12 protein-coding genes and 2 pseudogenes are annotated in these 14,206 nt (G+C 64.0%); 10 read left to right on the plus strand and 4 right to left on the minus strand.

What is annotated here, in order from left to right; all coding sequences use genetic code 11:
* Nucleotides 1–78: 78 nt before the first annotated feature.
* Together E3O60_RS00295 and E3O60_RS00300 are read left to right on the plus strand one after the other, a co-directional pair.
* Nucleotides 79–1,719: an MFS transporter gene (locus tag E3O60_RS00295; protein ID WP_134496739.1), complete on the plus strand. Its 1,641-nt coding sequence runs from the start codon at nucleotides 79–81 to the stop codon at nucleotides 1,717–1,719.
* Nucleotides 1,720–1,861: 142 nt separating this feature from the next.
* Complete coding sequence (locus E3O60_RS00300; RefSeq protein WP_088458236.1) at nucleotides 1,862–3,136, plus strand: FAD-dependent monooxygenase; 1,275 nt, start codon at nucleotides 1,862–1,864, stop codon at nucleotides 3,134–3,136.
* 298 nt (nucleotides 3,137–3,434) lie between these two features.
* On the opposite strand, the pseudogene E3O60_RS00305 reads toward E3O60_RS00300, so the two are convergent.
* Together E3O60_RS00305 and E3O60_RS00310 are read right to left on the minus strand one after the other, a co-directional pair.
* Nucleotides 3,435–3,599: pseudogene (locus E3O60_RS00305) on the minus strand (transposase); the annotation flags it as partial.
* A gap of 57 nt (nucleotides 3,600–3,656) precedes the next feature.
* On the minus strand, nucleotides 3,657–4,553 hold the full coding sequence (locus E3O60_RS00310; protein WP_241983595.1) for an IclR family transcriptional regulator: 897 nt from the start codon (nucleotides 4,551–4,553) through the stop codon (nucleotides 3,657–3,659).
* Between the two features lie 99 nt (nucleotides 4,554–4,652).
* On the opposite strand from E3O60_RS00310, the gene dhaK reads away from it, so the two are divergent.
* The 4 genes from dhaK to E3O60_RS00330 all read left to right on the plus strand — a co-directional run bounded on the left by dhaK (nucleotide 4,653) and on the right by E3O60_RS00330 (nucleotide 10,361).
* On the plus strand, nucleotides 4,653–5,651 hold the full coding sequence (gene dhaK / locus E3O60_RS00315) for a dihydroxyacetone kinase subunit DhaK (RefSeq protein ID WP_088458233.1): 999 nt from the start codon (nucleotides 4,653–4,655) through the stop codon (nucleotides 5,649–5,651).
* A 4-nt stretch (nucleotides 5,652–5,655) separates the two neighbouring features.
* On the plus strand, nucleotides 5,656–6,300 hold the full coding sequence (gene dhaL / locus E3O60_RS00320; protein WP_088458232.1) for a dihydroxyacetone kinase subunit DhaL: 645 nt from the start codon (nucleotides 5,656–5,658) through the stop codon (nucleotides 6,298–6,300).
* Between the two features lie 3 nt (nucleotides 6,301–6,303).
* Nucleotides 6,304–8,754: a phosphoenolpyruvate--protein phosphotransferase gene (gene ptsP / locus E3O60_RS00325; protein ID WP_088458231.1), complete on the plus strand. Its 2,451-nt coding sequence runs from the start codon at nucleotides 6,304–6,306 to the stop codon at nucleotides 8,752–8,754.
* A 461-nt stretch (nucleotides 8,755–9,215) separates the two neighbouring features.
* Complete coding sequence (locus E3O60_RS00330; protein ID WP_088458230.1) at nucleotides 9,216–10,361, plus strand: glycerol dehydrogenase; 1,146 nt, start codon at nucleotides 9,216–9,218, stop codon at nucleotides 10,359–10,361.
* A gap of 398 nt (nucleotides 10,362–10,759) precedes the next feature.
* Here the strand turns inward: E3O60_RS00330 and E3O60_RS18360 are convergent, their stop codons facing one another.
* Nucleotides 10,760–10,900, minus strand: a complete 141-nt coding sequence (locus tag E3O60_RS18360) for a hypothetical protein (RefSeq protein WP_166788928.1) — start codon at nucleotides 10,898–10,900, stop codon at nucleotides 10,760–10,762.
* Between the two features lie 307 nt (nucleotides 10,901–11,207).
* Between E3O60_RS18360 and E3O60_RS19035 the strand changes: the two genes are divergently transcribed.
* From E3O60_RS19035 to E3O60_RS18775, 4 genes are all read left to right on the plus strand, one after another.
* Nucleotides 11,208–11,462, plus strand: coding sequence for a type ISP restriction/modification enzyme (locus tag E3O60_RS19035; protein WP_166788929.1), 255 nt, complete (start codon nucleotides 11,208–11,210; stop codon nucleotides 11,460–11,462).
* Nucleotides 11,419–12,657, plus strand: coding sequence for an IS21 family transposase (gene istA, locus E3O60_RS00335; protein ID WP_088458229.1), 1,239 nt, complete (start codon nucleotides 11,419–11,421; stop codon nucleotides 12,655–12,657). The genes E3O60_RS19035 and istA overlap by 44 nt, the downstream gene beginning before the upstream one ends.
* Nucleotides 12,654–13,409 (plus strand): IS21-like element helper ATPase IstB, encoded by a 756-nt coding sequence (gene istB, locus E3O60_RS00340; RefSeq protein ID WP_088458228.1) that lies wholly within the window; start codon nucleotides 12,654–12,656, stop codon nucleotides 13,407–13,409. Before istA ends, istB begins: the two co-directional genes overlap by 4 nt.
* A 61-nt stretch (nucleotides 13,410–13,470) precedes the next feature.
* Nucleotides 13,471–14,019 (plus strand): hypothetical protein, encoded by a 549-nt coding sequence (locus E3O60_RS18775; protein ID WP_241983596.1) that lies wholly within the window; start codon nucleotides 13,471–13,473, stop codon nucleotides 14,017–14,019.
* A 75-nt stretch (nucleotides 14,020–14,094) separates the two neighbouring features.
* On the opposite strand, the pseudogene E3O60_RS00350 reads toward E3O60_RS18775, so the two are convergent.
* A pseudogene (locus tag E3O60_RS00350) lies at nucleotides 14,095–14,206 on the minus strand (transposase); the annotation flags it as partial.

The following is a 14,206-nucleotide window of genomic DNA, read 5'->3' on the forward strand; positions in this document are numbered from 1 at the left end:
CATAGCTCGGTTGACATTACCATCATAAAGTAGTTTGATGATGAAATAGTTATTTGGTAAAGTTACATGGAGGTTGGAATGGCTGTTTCTGCAGGAGCGCGGCGGTGGATCGGTTTGATAGCCGTCGCGCTGGGTGTGGCCCTTATCGTGGTGGATACCACCATCGTGAATGTGATCACCCCGTCGGTGATCGATGACCTGGGCATCAATTCAAGTCAGGCACAGTGGATTCAGGAATCCTATGCGATCGTCTTCGCGGCGCTGCTGTTGGTCTCCGGACGAATCGCGGACCTGCGCGGCGCTCGAAGCGTGTTCATCGGCGGTGTTGTCATCTTCGGTGCCACCAGCCTTCTCGCCGGATTGGCATCAAATGGCGAGATTCTCATCCTTGCCCGCTTCCTACAGGGCATCGGTGCCGCCGCTATCCTGCCGACGTCACTGGCGTTGCTAAACCACATGTTCACTGGCCCGGCCCGTGGCCAGGCGTTTGCCGTGTGGGGTTCCACCATCGGTGCAGCCACCGCGCTGGGGCCGGTGCTGGGAGGCTGGCTCTCCGAGCACGCGTCGTGGCGGTGGGCGTTCGGGATCAACATCCCATTGGTCATCATCATCCTGGTGATCGCTGTTATCTTCCTCCCACAACCCCCGCGTTCTCGGGGAAGCGTCGATGGCCTGAGCGCCGTCTTATCCATTCTCGGGTTGGGCCTGCTTGCGTTTGGCCTCGTCGAGGGCCGCGTCTATGGATGGGTGATGAGCGAACAGCCATTCACACTGTTCGGTGCCACGTGGGATGCCGGGCTCTCCCCGGCATTCGTGGCGCTCGTGCTCTCTGTCGTGCTGATGACGGTCTTCGTGTGCCGTCAGGTGGTGATCAGCCGTGTGAACAGCAAGCACCAGCCGCTCATGGACGTGAAGCTATTCTCGATCTCGTCCTTCCGCAACGGCAACATCGCCACGCTGATCATTGGCCTGGGTGAATTTGGCATCATCGCCGTCCTGCCGCTGTGGTTGCAGTTCACTCTGGACTACACGCCGCTGGAAGCCGGAGCAACACTTGTCCCTATCGCTATCGGCAGCTTCGTTGCCAGCGGCATCAGCTTCCCGCTCTCCGCGAAGGTCTCTCCGCTGGCACTGGTGCGTATCGGTCTCATCCTTGAAGTAGTGGGACTTGCCGGCCTCGGCCTTGTTGCGGCCGTCACTGACGCGAATTGGTGGTTCATCGCCCTGGTCCTGTTCTTCTACGGGATCGGCGTCGGATTCGCCACGTCCCAGGTGACCAACGTGGTCTTGGCAGATGTTCCGGAAGGAGATGGCGGTCAGAGCTCGGGCATCCAGAGCACCTTCCGCCAACTGGGCTCGGCACTTGGTATCGCCGCCTTGACGACGGTATTCTTCTCCTCCCTGGGGAGCACCCTGCAGAACAAGCTAACCGACGCCGGCCTCTCCGGGGCGGAGGCGAGCAATCTCAGCAACGCGGTCACCGACAGCGCCGGAGCCGCCATTGGGCCGCTGGCAGCGAACCCGGAAACAGTTTTCGTCGCCGATGCGGCGAGGGAAGCGATGACCCAAGCGATTGCGTTTGGTTCCTACCTCGCGGCCGGTTTCCTCATCATCGGGGTGGTCGCCACCCTGCTCATTCCGAGCAAGCGGCTCACCGAGAAGGCACACGCCGACAGTGTTTCAACCGAGGCTCAAAACTCCGTAAGCGGCAAAGCGTGAACTGGGTGCCCAACTCGCCCGCCCTTCTGCTCTGAGCGGTGGTCTCCGCCTCCCGACCGCGGGGGCGGAGACCACCTCACTACCGGGGCCGGATTCACCGAATGAACCGGCAACCCTCGCCCACTCTGAAAGGAACCACCGCATGCCGAATATGCGTGTACTGATCTCCGGAGCCAGCATCGCTGGTCCCGTCGCCGCCTACTGGTTGGCAAGATACGGGTGGGAGGTCACCATCATCGAGCGTGCCGCCCAACTGCGGGTGGGCGGGCACAATATCGACGTTCGCGGCGCCGGACGCGAAGTGGCCCGCCGCATGGGAATAGAACAGACCATCAGAGAGGCGACAACGGGTGAAAAGGGGACACGGTTCATCAACAGCAATGGCGAAACAGTCGCCGAGTTCCCGGCCTCGACCTCCGACACCGCAGGTGCGACAGCTGAGCTGGAGATCCTGCGCGGAGATCTTGCACGCATCATCATTGACACCAACTCCACGGGTGTCGAGTACATCTTCGGCGACGTCATCACCGGCGTCACCGAATCCGCCGACGAAATCACCGTATCCTTCCAGCACGGGCCTGACCGCTCCTTCGACGCCCTGGTGATAGCCGAAGGCATCAATTCCCGCACCCGGGCCCTGGTATACGGAGACGAGCCAGTCATCAGGCACCTCGGCCTGTACACGACATATTTCACCATTGACCGCACCCCCCACGATGACGATTGGGCGCACTGGTACAACACAACTCAAGGCCGGGCCGCTCTTCTGCGCCCCGACAACAAGGGCACCACCCGGGCCGCCCTCTCGTTCCTCTCCGGTCCGGAAGGATACGAAGACCTGCCCCCCAAACAACAGAAGACGGCAATACGCAACCGCTTCGCTGACGCCGGATGGGAAATCCCCCGCATCCTAGAAGGTCTCGAAAGCGCAGAGGACATGTATCTGGACTACATCGGACAAGTACACGCCCCGAGCTGGTCCAAAGGCAAAGTGATACTACTTGGCGATGCAGCCTACTGCGCCTCACCCATCAGCGGCATGGGCACCAGCCTGGCCCTCGTCGGCGCGTACGTGCTGGCCGGAGAACTCGCATCCCATCCCCACGACACCGATACCGCAAACCAAAACTACGAACGCCTCATGAGGCCATACGTCCACCAAGCCCAACAACTGCCACCCGGTGCCCCCCGCATAGCAAACCCCAAAACCCGACCCGGCCTGGCGGTCTACAACGCTGCGCTCAAACTCGGCGCAACCCGCGCATTCAGCGCACTGGGCGAAAAGATTTTTACACCACCGGCTGACAAGATCGAACTGCCCCACTACACACATCTGATCAAATCAACCTTTGTTTCCAACCAGAATTCCGATTCTCCTCAACAAATACCCCACGATGATGAGGATCATGTCTCCTGACCTCCCAGGGACCCGCATCAACAGACAAGGCATGATTGCTTCGATTTACCGGAACCCTTGGAGCAATAGTCATGACCCCGCTCACCCTCACCCCGGCCGGAATTCTCCCGACCGCGAGCTCCAACTCACCTGGCGGAAACCGCCGGGACCCGGCCGCACCGATGATGATCTCCGGCGGTACCGTCATCGCCCCGGAGGGCGTGCACTCGCCAGGCTGGGTCGATATCCGTGCTGATTGCCCCGTCGAGGACCTCGATGGAGCTGTTCCTGGTGGCCAGCTCGAGCATGGATGCTTCGGAGAAGTAGCGTCGTTCGCCAGCTCCCCACTCGTCGTGCTGCTCGATCAAAACCAACCCGGCCAGGCGCAACAGAGCTGCAGCGTTGGGAAACACGCCGACGACGTCGGTGCGGCGTTTGATTTGTTCACCCGTTCCAGCGAGTTTGTGGACCAGATCTGGCGCCAGTGCCGCCGCAGGAACGCAGCGAACTCATGTTCGACACCATGGCCGGCGAGTCGCTCTCACGGCTCTGAATGCGCGACGACGGCTGGTTGGGGTGCCCTCGGCGGCCAGGTGCTGGCGCCGAGTTCCCGGGAGATGTTTCGGGCCGTTTCGCGCAAGCTATTCAGCACGCTGGATTCAGGAGGCCACTCGCTCGTCGGAACGACAACAGCGACCGCGGCAATGACAGTGCCGCGGGTGTCCACCACGGGCACCGCGACCGACGACTCACCCAGCACCGCCTCGTCCTCTTCGGTGGCGATGGCGTGTTCCGTAATCGAGGTTAACTGCATGGCGAGCTGGGCTGGGTCGGTGATCGTGGCGCCGGTGAGACTGCGGAGGGTTCGCCCCAGCAATTCGGAGGTGTACTCCGGGCTATACGCGAGGAGAACTTTGCCCATTGCCGAGGCGTGGGCAGGGATGGACAGGCCCGTTTCGGGCATCTGCTGGCTGCCGTCAGGGCGCTCGTTGTGATGGATGACGATGACCTCGTCGAACAGCTGTACTCCCAAACGCGTGGACAGTCCGGTTCTGCGCGCGAGTTCGACGGTCCAGCGCATGGCCCGCGCGCGCACATCGAGCGTGTCGAGGTAGACATTCGAGAGTTTGAGCAGGGCCGGGCCGAGCAAGTACCGGCTGCCGCCGGGCTCCTGCGCGACAAGGCCGTGGCCCTGCAACGATTTGACGATGCCGTGCACGGTCGAGACCGGCAGCCCCAGTTCGGCGGAGAGTTCGGTGATGCCGAGGTGGCGTGCGCCCTGCAACGATGACAGCACTTTCGCCGCACGATCGATGGCTTGAATCACATCTGCACCTCCGGTTGATCTCTTCAGTATGCTGCGCCATTGACACTTCTTCATAACCCGTGTTGACATCCACCATCCTTCCGGAGGATATTCGACATTGTCGAATTGCATTCTGTGGCTTGTATTGAGTTGCGGGCGAACGCGTCTCGCGGATCCACCTCGAAAAGTTCAACGGAGAGCAAACATGAAGGTAAACCTGGAGGTCTCAACATGAAGAAACTGATCAATTCCCCGGAGACGGTTCTGGCCGATTCCCTTATCGGCGTGGCGGCCGCGCATCCGGAACTTCGCGTCGACCACGTCAACCGCATCATCTATCGGGCAGCCCCAACGAGAGTAGGCAAAGTTGCCCTGCTCTCGGGTGGAGGTACCGGTCATGAGCCGCTCCACGGCGGTTTTGTCGGTGTGGGCATGCTTGACGCGGCCTGCGCTGGAGCGGTCTTCACCTCGCCGACGCCCGACCAGATGCTCGAGGCGACGAAGGTTGTGGACAGCGGAGCGGGCGTGCTGCACATAGTCAAGAACTACACGGGTGACGTGATGAACTTCGAAATGGGCGCGGAACTCGCGGCGGCGGAGACCGGGATCACGGTTGCAGTTGTGGTCGTTAACGACGACGTGGCGGTCGAGGATTCAACGTTCACCGCAGGCCGCCGGGGTGTGGGCACCACGGTCCTGCTCGAGAAGATCGTGGGTGCGGCCGCTGAGGAAGGCCGCGACCTCGCCGCCGTCACCGCGGTGGCCCGCCAGGTCAATGAGTCCGGTCGCTCCATGGGAGTTGCCCTCACCAGCTGCACAGTCCCGTCGGCCGGGAAACCAACTTTCGAGCTCCCCGAAGACGAGATGGAGATCGGCGTGGGCATTCACGGGGAGCCGGGACGCTTCCGCGTGCCGTTGGCCGGGGCCGCTGAGGTAGCCCGCCAACTCGTCGAGCCGATCCTCGCCGACTTGGACTTCACCGGGGCCCCGACGATCGTGATGCTGAATGGGCTAGGCGGTACCCCGTTGATCGAGCTTTATGTCATGTACGCCGAAGTCCGGAAGATCCTCGACGCTGCCGGCATCACGGTCGCCCGCTCTCTCGTGGGCAATTACATTACGGCGCTGGACATGGCGGGCTGCTCTGTCACGATCCTCAAGGCTGACGAAGACCTGCTTCATCTGTGGGACGCACCGGTAAACACCGCCGGAATGCGCTGGGGGATCTAACACCATGACGAATGACACGATCGACCTTGATCAGCTCACCGGCTGGCTGACCCGGTTTCGCGATTTGGTGACTGAGAAGGTCGCTTACCTCACCGAACTGGATTCGGCCATCGGCGACGCGGACCACGGCTCGAACATGACCCGTGGCATGGGTGCGGTCCTCGAGAGAATCCAGGCTTCGCCGGCTGGCACCGTTGACGAACTGTTCAAGGGCGTGGGAATGACCCTGGTGACGTCGGTGGGTGGCGCCAGCGGCCCTCTGTACGGCACCTTTTTCCTGCGGATCGGTACCACGGCAGGACCGGTCAAGGCTCTGGACGCGTCCGGCCTGGCGGCGGCCCTCCGTGCAGGGCTGGATGGTGTCGTTGCCCGCGGCAAGGCTGAGGCGGGGGACAAGACCATGTTCGACGTTCTTGCTCCCGCGCTCGACGCGTTCGATGCCGCTCTTATCGTGTCTTCCGATATTTCTTCAGCAGCCCGTGCTGCCTACTCCGCCGCCCGAACGGGGCGGGATGCCACTGAACCTCTGCTCGCCCGCAAGGGTAGGGCAAGTTACCTGGGGGAGCGCAGCATCGGTCATGTCGATCCGGGAGCCGCGTCGACGTCGCTGCTCTTCCAAGCGCTGGCCGAGATCCTCGACGAGGAGTAGATCGTGATAGGAATCGTAGTTGTATCGCACAGCCCCCGTCTGGCGCAGGCAGCAGTGGACCTCGCGGTGGAGATGGTCGGGGTCAACGGGCCGGCCATCGCAATCGCGGCCGGTGCCAGCGAAGGCGTCATCGGAACGGATGCGCTCAAAGTCTCCGAGGCCATCGCCGAGGTGTCCTCTCCCGAGGGCGTGCTCGTGATGATGGATTTAGGATCGGCTGTGATGAGCGCGGAAATGGCGCTGGAATTCTCGGACGACCCCGATGTGCCCGTCCGGCTCAGCAGCGCTCCCTTCGTTGAGGGTCTAATGGCGGCAGTCGTGCGAGCGGCGGGTGGCGCCACCCTCGACGACGTGGAACGTGAGGCCCGAGGCGCCCTCCGCGCCAAGCAGAGCCACCTAGGCGACGAGGAGCCGGCCGGCCGTCCGGCCGATTCCGGCCCGGCGGCGGAACACACGATCCAGGTAATGCTGCTGAACCCCCACGGCCTGCACGCGCGACCGGTTTCGATGCTCGTCACCGCCATCAGCGCATTTGAGGCGACGGTGACGGTCGCCAACCTCCGCACCGGCAAGCCCCCTGTGCCGGCCAACAGCCCGACGGCACTGTTGGCCGTCGGCGCCCGGAAGGGCGACACGATCTCTGTCGCAGCGGCCGGACGACAGGCCGTGGCGGCACTCGAGGCCGTGAGCGACCTGGTCTGCAAGGGCTTCGGGGAACTGGAGACCACAAACGCTCCCGCGCCCATTCCGGCACTGCCCGCGCCGCAACCGGAGGCACCGCCCTCGACCGAGGCGGCGTCGAACCGGCCGCTAGGCGTAAGTCCTGGCCTCGCCGTCGGTCCGATCGTGCGGATGCAGGAGCCGATGGGTGAACCCGGACCGGCAGCCGAACTCTCTATGCGCGAACGGGAGGCGGCCGCGGAGAGAATCGTAACTGCCGCGGCATCCGTTGCCCTGGCCTTCAGGGCCAAGGCGGTCCGGGTCACCGGAGCGGCGCAGGGAATTCTGGAAGCGACGGCGCTGATGGCGGCCGATCCCGGATTGATCGATGCGGCCGTTTCCCGGGTGACCAAGCAGGGTCACACTCCAGAGCGCGCCGTTTGGGCGGCCGTGGGTGAGGTCGCGTCGCTCTTCAGCGAACAGGGCGGGCTCCTCGCCGAGCGCATCCCGGACCTGCACGACGTGCGCAACCGCATCGTGGCTGAGCTGCTCGGCCGTCCGGCACCGGGCCTGCCGGATCGTTCCGAGCCATATGTGCTCGTGGCCCGTGACCTGGCGCCCGCCGACACGGCGCTGATCGACCCCAAAGTGTGTCGGGCGATCGTCACCGTCGAAGGCGGCCCGACCTCCCACACGGCCATCCTCGCGCGTGCCCTCGGCCTACCCGCCGTGGTGGCGGCCCGGGATGCGATGGACCTGCCCGAGGGGAGCGTGGTGATCGTCGACGGCACGACCGGTGAAATCGTCGTGGACCCCACCGACGAGCAGGTGGTGCGAGCTGAGGGTCAGGTCGGCCGGGTGGTCACCTTCGACGGCGCGGGAGCGACCAGAGACGGGCACCGTGTGCAGCTCCTCGCGAACGTGGCTTCGCCGGACAGCGTTGCCGCCGCGATCGAGGCGAATGCCGAGGGAGTCGGCCTCTTCCGCACCGAATTCTGCTTCCTCGACCACGCCGAAGCTCCGGGACTGGACGAACAGGTCGCCGCCTACCGTCAGGTGTTTGCCGCATTCCCTGGGAAGAAAGTGACGATTCGAACACTGGATGCGGGCGCCGACAAGCCGCTCGCCTTCGTCACGGCCGCGGACGAGGTCAACCCTGCCCTCGGCATCCGGGGGTATCGCACCGCGTGGCAGCGCCCTGAACTGTTGGACACCCAGCTGCGGGCCATCGCCACGGCGGTGGCTGCAGAGGACGCCGTCGTCGGTGTCATGGCTCCCATGATCGCGACCGTCGACGAGTCTGCGGATTTTGCGGCCCGATGTGCCGCGCACGGCCTGCACAACGTGGGTGTGATGATCGAGACTCCTGCCGCCGCCATCACCGCGAGCTCAATCCTCGAACGGGTGGACTTCGCGAGTCTGGGGACCAACGACCTTGCCCAATACACTATGGCGGCCGATCGGCTGATGGGAGAGCTCGCCCTGCTCAACGACCCCTGGCAGCCAGCGGTCCTGCGGATGATCCGGGAGGCTTGCCAGGCCGGTGTGGTGGCTGGTAAGCCGGTCGGGGTCTGCGGAGAGGCCGCGGCAGATCCGATGCTCGCCGCCGTCCTGGTGGGGTTCGGGGCAACCAGCCTGTCGATGTCTCCGCGCGCCCTGGGTGGCGCGGCGAAGTTCCTGCGTGGCGTGACGCTGAATCAATGCCGGGATGCCGCGATCGCCGCGGTTGCCGCCGGTAGCGCCGACGCGGCCCGGTCCGCCGCCGCTGTTCTGCTTGAGCCGACACGGGTGTAGCGAGCCCGAAACAACCCGCTAATCCGGTGGGGACCCGGACTGCTGTACTGCTCCGGAAGATGCCCGCCGAATCGTTGGACGATCGCTTGACTCGAGCGTATCCCCGGCGGCTCGGCGGGCATCTGCTGGTGCCGGGCCGCTCACGAGCGTCCGATTTGCACAGACGTGCATCGATGGTTTCCAAAATTGGAACCCATCGTCCAAAAATGCTGAATAGCATTCAGGAAATATGGCTTCGGACGCGTGTTTACGCCTTGAAACTGATTTTGTGGGCCTTGATCTCGGATTGGGCGAACGTGCCAGAATCCGCTCGAAGGTGCGTTCGCTCGGCCGCTCGGCGTAGGACGCCCGTTTTCGGCCGGATCGGCGGGCGTAGTGTGAAATCTGTGACCCGGAAGACCGGTTCACCGCTACCGTCCCACAAAGATGTAGACGCAGTTCAACCAGGAAGAAGGTCTACGATGACCACTCCAATCCGCACAGTTATGAGCCCCGGACGTTACGTCCAGGGCAAGGGAGCGATTGATCGCCTCGGCGAATTTGTGGCTCAGATCGGATCCGCCCCCGTGATCGTCGCTGATGACGTCGTGTGGGGCTTCGCAGGGGAGCAGGTGTCGGCGAGCTTCGCCACTGCGGGCCTCCGCGTTGAACGAGTCGAGTTCGGCCGATTCGCGACCGCGGCCGCAGTCGACGCGCTGGTCGAGAAGATCCGCGCAACCAAGTCCGACGTGATCATCGGCGTGGGTGGCGGAAGCACGATCGACTCAGCCAAGGCCGCCGGCTTCCTGGCCGGAATTCGCTGGGTCAGCGTGCCCACCGTGGCATCGACCGACGCACCCACCTCCGCACTCTCGGTGATCTACACGGAGGAGGGCGAGTTCGTCGAGTACCGGTTCTTCCCCCGCAATCCCGACCTTGTGCTTATCGACACCCAGATCGTGGCCAATGCGCCGGTCGAGTTCCTCATCGCCGGTATCGGCGACGCATTGGCAACCTGGCTCGAAGCCCGGGCCACGGCGACTGCCAATGCGACCACGATGGCCGGTGGGCTACCGACCCAAACTGGAACCGCGCTGGCCAAGTTGTCGTGGGACGTCATCTGGGAAAATGCCCTTCCCGCACTCGACGCCGTGCGTGACAACCTGGTCACTCCTGCTCTCGAAAAGCTGGTAGAAGCTAACACCCTATTGTCCGGGCTTGGTTTTGAGTCGGGCGGCCTAGCGGCGGCCCACGCCATCCACAACGGTCTGACGGCGGCGCCGCAGACCCACGGGCTCACCCACGGTCAGAAGGTGAACATCGGCTCTTTGACCCAACTCGTCCTTGAGGGCGCGCCACGCACCGAGGTGGAAGACTTCATCGAGTTCACCACTCGCGTCGGTTTGCCAACCACGCTGACGGAGATCGGTCTGGGCCTAGACGACGAGAAAGAACTGAGGGCCATCGCAACGGCTTCAACCCTGCCGGGCGAGACAATCCACAACATGCCGTTCGTAGTCACGGCAGACGACGTTCTCGACGCCCTCAAGTCGATCGAGCGGCTCTCTCGCTCCGTGCGCGTTGCGCGCGGACTGCCCGCTCCCGTCAGGTACGTGCAAAAGCACTGACACGTCGGCCCGCCGGTCGCCACGCACCGCAGTGGCGTTCCGGCTGGCCGCCGTCCTGCACTCGGCCGCCGGGGCGGCGCTGTCGTTGATGAACAGGTCGCCCGCTGAGGCTGTCTTGCTTGGACCTGCCCGAGCACGCAGATGCACCGACGGGTGCAGCGCAGCCCGGACAGTTCCGAGCCAGCCCCGCGATCGTTGAGCGGGATGCTGTCGGTTGAGGCATCCGCGCGATGGACGCCCGTCGCGACGCCGCCGACGACCCCGGCGTCCTGAGCACCTCGGAGTCGACGTCGGGATAGCGGCCGACGTATAGGTGGCTGGGCACCTTGGAGAAGGGCGATCTGGGCGTTGTGGGTGCATTTGGGGCTCACGCGGCGGTTGACCGCATTCATGCTGTTTCAGGCGATACCCATGATTATGTTCGAGTCGAAGAACTCGCCGTGAATCCGTGCAACCGAGAAGGCCACGCGCCCCAACTGTTCGACATCATTTGGACCGGGCACCGGAACGACCTGCGCGGTGACCTGGAAGCTGTCCAAGATTAGCTACTCCACCCGGCTCGTCGCGTTCAGTGGAAAGCTGATCTGGACGTAGACCAGCCCGCTGGCTCTAGCCTGGCTGAGCAGGCGGGACCCCGAAGAGGGACGGCTCTCATGTCCGGACTCGGATGCAATATGGGTGCGCCGCCGTGAACGTGTCGCTGGTTCGGTTGGACGGGGATGGATCGTTGGGTGGGTGATCTTGAATCCGTGCACGGATGTTCACATTGTTTGACCGTTTGTGCGGAACTCAGCACTCTAAAGATTTGCTCGCGCAGGACTTCCAGTTGGACTTCGTTCTCGTCGATTGTCACCACCAAAGCGGAAGAGCAAGGCCGGAGCATGGGACAAGTCCACGATTATCTACAACCAACGCCTCACGCTCCGCGGAATACCGGAAGAGGCGCATGAATACATGCTCGGCTCACGTTCTGCGATCGATGTTAACGCCGACCGAAAACAGGACCAACAACGCCGATTGAAAACAGGACCACCGACCAGTATGGAAGGTGATCAATATGGACGATTGGGCGAAGATACGCCAACTGTTTTCGACGGGTGAGTACTCGAAGCGGGAGATCGGCCGGCTCGTCGGCGTCTCGCGGGGAACGGTGGAGCGGGCGCTGGAATCAGACCGGCTGCCGAAGTATCAGCGGCCCGCGGTTGGGTCGAGTTTCGATGCGTTCGCCCCGCAGGTTCGGGCGTTGTTGGCCGTGACGCCGACGATGCCGGCCTCGACGTTGGCCGAGCGCGTCGGCTGGCCTGGGTCCGCGTCAGTGTTCCGCGAGAAGGTCGCCAGCGTCCGGCCGGAGTACGTGGCGCCGGATCCCGCGGACCGCCTCGTTCACGAGCCGGGCCGGCAGGTCCAGTGCGACTTGTGGTTCCCGCACGAGCCGTTGCCGCTGGGACACGGGCAAGAGGGCATGCCGCCGGTGCTGGTGATGACGTCGACGTTCTCCGGGTTCTTCCAGGCGCTGATGTTGCCGTCGCGGACGACACCCGATCTGCTCGGCGGGATGTGGTCCCTGCTGCAAGCCGCCCACGCGGTGCCGAAACGGCTGCTCTGGGACAACGAGACCGGTATCGGCCGCGGCAAACTCACCGAGCCCACGGCCGCGTTCGCCGGGACGCTGGGCACGGAGATCAAGCTCCTCAAGGCGCGAGACCCGGAGTCCAAGGGCATGGTCGAGCGCCGCAACCGGTTCTTCCGCTCGTCGTTCATGCCGGGCCGCGACTTCGCCTCACCGCAGGACTTCAACGAGCAGATGGCGGCCTGGCTGCCGATCGCCAACGCGCGGCACTCCCGCTCCCGGCGGGCTAGGCCGATCGACCTGATCGCCCAGGACCGGGCCGCGATGCGCCCACTCTCATCCGTGGTCCCGGACGTGTTGTTTCGCAACACGGTTCGGCTGCCCCGGGACTACTACGTTCGGGTGCACTCGAACGACTACTCCGTCGCGCCGGCGCTGATCGGCCGGCTCGTGGACGTGACGGCTGACCTCGAGCGCATCCACGTCTCCCATAACGGCGTCACCGTCACCTCCCACGACCGTGCGTGGGCCAGGCAGCTGACCGTCACCGACCCCGACCACGTCGCCCAGGCGGCCGTGTTGCGGCGCCAGTTCCAGACGCTGCGCCGCGATCAACGACCCCAGGCTCACGTCGCGTTCGTAGAGACGGCCAGCCTCTCGTCCTACGACGACGTGTTCGGCGTTGACACCGGTCGTGGCCTGACTGATCTGAGCCTGATCGCATGAGCACCGCAGCATCTCAGATCGAGTACTACGCCCGCGCGCTGCGCGCCCCGAGGATCGGCGACGCGTTCCGGCGCCTGGGCGATCAGGCCCGCGATGCCGGCTGGTCGCACGAGGAATACCTCGCCGCGGTCCTTTCCCGCGAGGTCTCCGAACGCGAGGCCTCCGGCGCAGCCCTGCGAATCAAGGCCGCCCGGTTCCCGGGGCACAAGACGTTGGAGGACTTCAACTTCGATCACCAGCCCTCCGCCGACCGGAACCTGATCGCGCACCTGGGCACGAGCACGTTCGTGACCGAGGCGAAGAACGTCGTCCTCCTCGGCCCGCCCGGCACCGGCAAGACCCACCTCGCCGTCGCACTGGGCGTTCAGACCGCCAAACACGGCCACCGCGTCCTGTTCGACACCGCAACCGGCTGGGTCGCCCGCCTTCAAGACGCCCACTCCCGCGGGAAACTCGCCGCGGAGCTGACCCGGCTGCGCCGCTACAGCGTCCTGATCTGCGACGAGGTCGGTTACATTCCATTCGACCAGGACGCCGCGAGCCTGTTCTTCCAGCTCGTCGCGAGCCGCTACGAACACGCGTCGCTGATCATGACCAGCAACCTGTCATTCGGGCACTGGGGCGGGGTCTTCGGCGACCCGACCGTCGCCTCCGCGATGATCGACCGCATCGTTCATCACGCCGACGTAATCAGCCTCAAGGGCACCAGCTACCGGCTCAAAAGCCACCAGACCGCGCCCGATACGGCATAGTAGAAACACACATAGTGGTCCTGTTTTCAAACGGCACTATTGGCCCTGTTTTGGGTCGGCGTTGACAATCGAGTGGGTTCTGGATGACTCCCTCCCCGAATCGCTCCAGTGGATCATGCGGGGCGTGCTCGCCCTTGTCTTCGTGGCAATGGGCGTCGGTCACTTTGTGCCGCTGATGCAGCACACGATGGTCGCCATGATCCCGCCGCGGTTACGCGGCCGCGGACTGCTGAGCGGTCGAAACCTTGTGATCTTCACCGGGCTCTGCGAGATCGCAGGAGGTATCGGCCTGCTCCTGTCGCAGACCCGGCTGGCTGCCGGTATCTGCCTGCTCGTGTTCCTCATCGTCGTGTTTCCCGCCAACGTCCACGCAGCGCGAAATCGGGAGCGTTTCGGTGCCGCGGCGTTCCCGCTCGTTCCGCGCCTGATCTTCCAGCTGGTGCTCATGGCACTCCTCGTCGGGCAGTCCTGCCCGCTTGACCACGTAGAGACGTCCGGAGCAGATGCTCCGGCGCCGTCAAAGCGGCGTTTGCTTCGACACCGTGGGTGCATTCGTACGGATGGAAACTGTCTATTTTTTCGAGCAAACTTAGACTGGGACCGGCCCTAGTTCAGTTGACTCAAAGGGTTAGTGGTCTCAGGCCGCCAAGATCCCGAGGCTGCGCGTCGGCTCGTTCTTCACCGCGCAGATCCGGGACACCTCCGACTTGGAGATCCCGGTGTCAGCGCCGAGCGCCTTGACCAGGTCGTCGACTTTCCGGGTCGAGACACCGTGGACGTAGGCCTCCATCACGACC

Origin of the sequence: Cryobacterium sp. TMB1-7 (assembly GCF_004402435.1) — a bacterium.
Lineage (GTDB): Bacteria > Actinomycetota > Actinomycetes > Actinomycetales > Microbacteriaceae > Cryobacterium > Cryobacterium zongtaii.

Bases quoted from the DNA above. Each gene is read 5' to 3' on its own strand.
- E3O60_RS00295 (WP_134496739.1), top strand. From the start codon at position 79: ATGGCTGTTTCTGCAGGAGCGCGGCGGTGGATCGGTTTGATAGCCGTC.
- E3O60_RS00300 (WP_088458236.1), top strand. From the start codon at position 1,862: ATGCCGAATATGCGTGTACTGATCTCCGGAGCCAGCATCGCTGGTCCC.
- E3O60_RS00310 (WP_241983595.1), bottom strand. From the start codon at position 4,553: ATGCAATTCGACAATGTCGAATATCCTCCGGAAGGATGGTGGATGTCA.
- dhaK (WP_088458233.1), top strand. From the start codon at position 4,653: ATGAAGAAACTGATCAATTCCCCGGAGACGGTTCTGGCCGATTCCCTT.
- dhaL (WP_088458232.1), top strand. From the start codon at position 5,656: ATGACGAATGACACGATCGACCTTGATCAGCTCACCGGCTGGCTGACC.
- E3O60_RS00330 (WP_088458230.1), top strand. From the start codon at position 9,216: ATGACCACTCCAATCCGCACAGTTATGAGCCCCGGACGTTACGTCCAG.
- istA (WP_088458229.1), top strand. From the start codon at position 11,419: ATGGACGATTGGGCGAAGATACGCCAACTGTTTTCGACGGGTGAGTAC.
- istB (WP_088458228.1), top strand. From the start codon at position 12,654: ATGAGCACCGCAGCATCTCAGATCGAGTACTACGCCCGCGCGCTGCGC.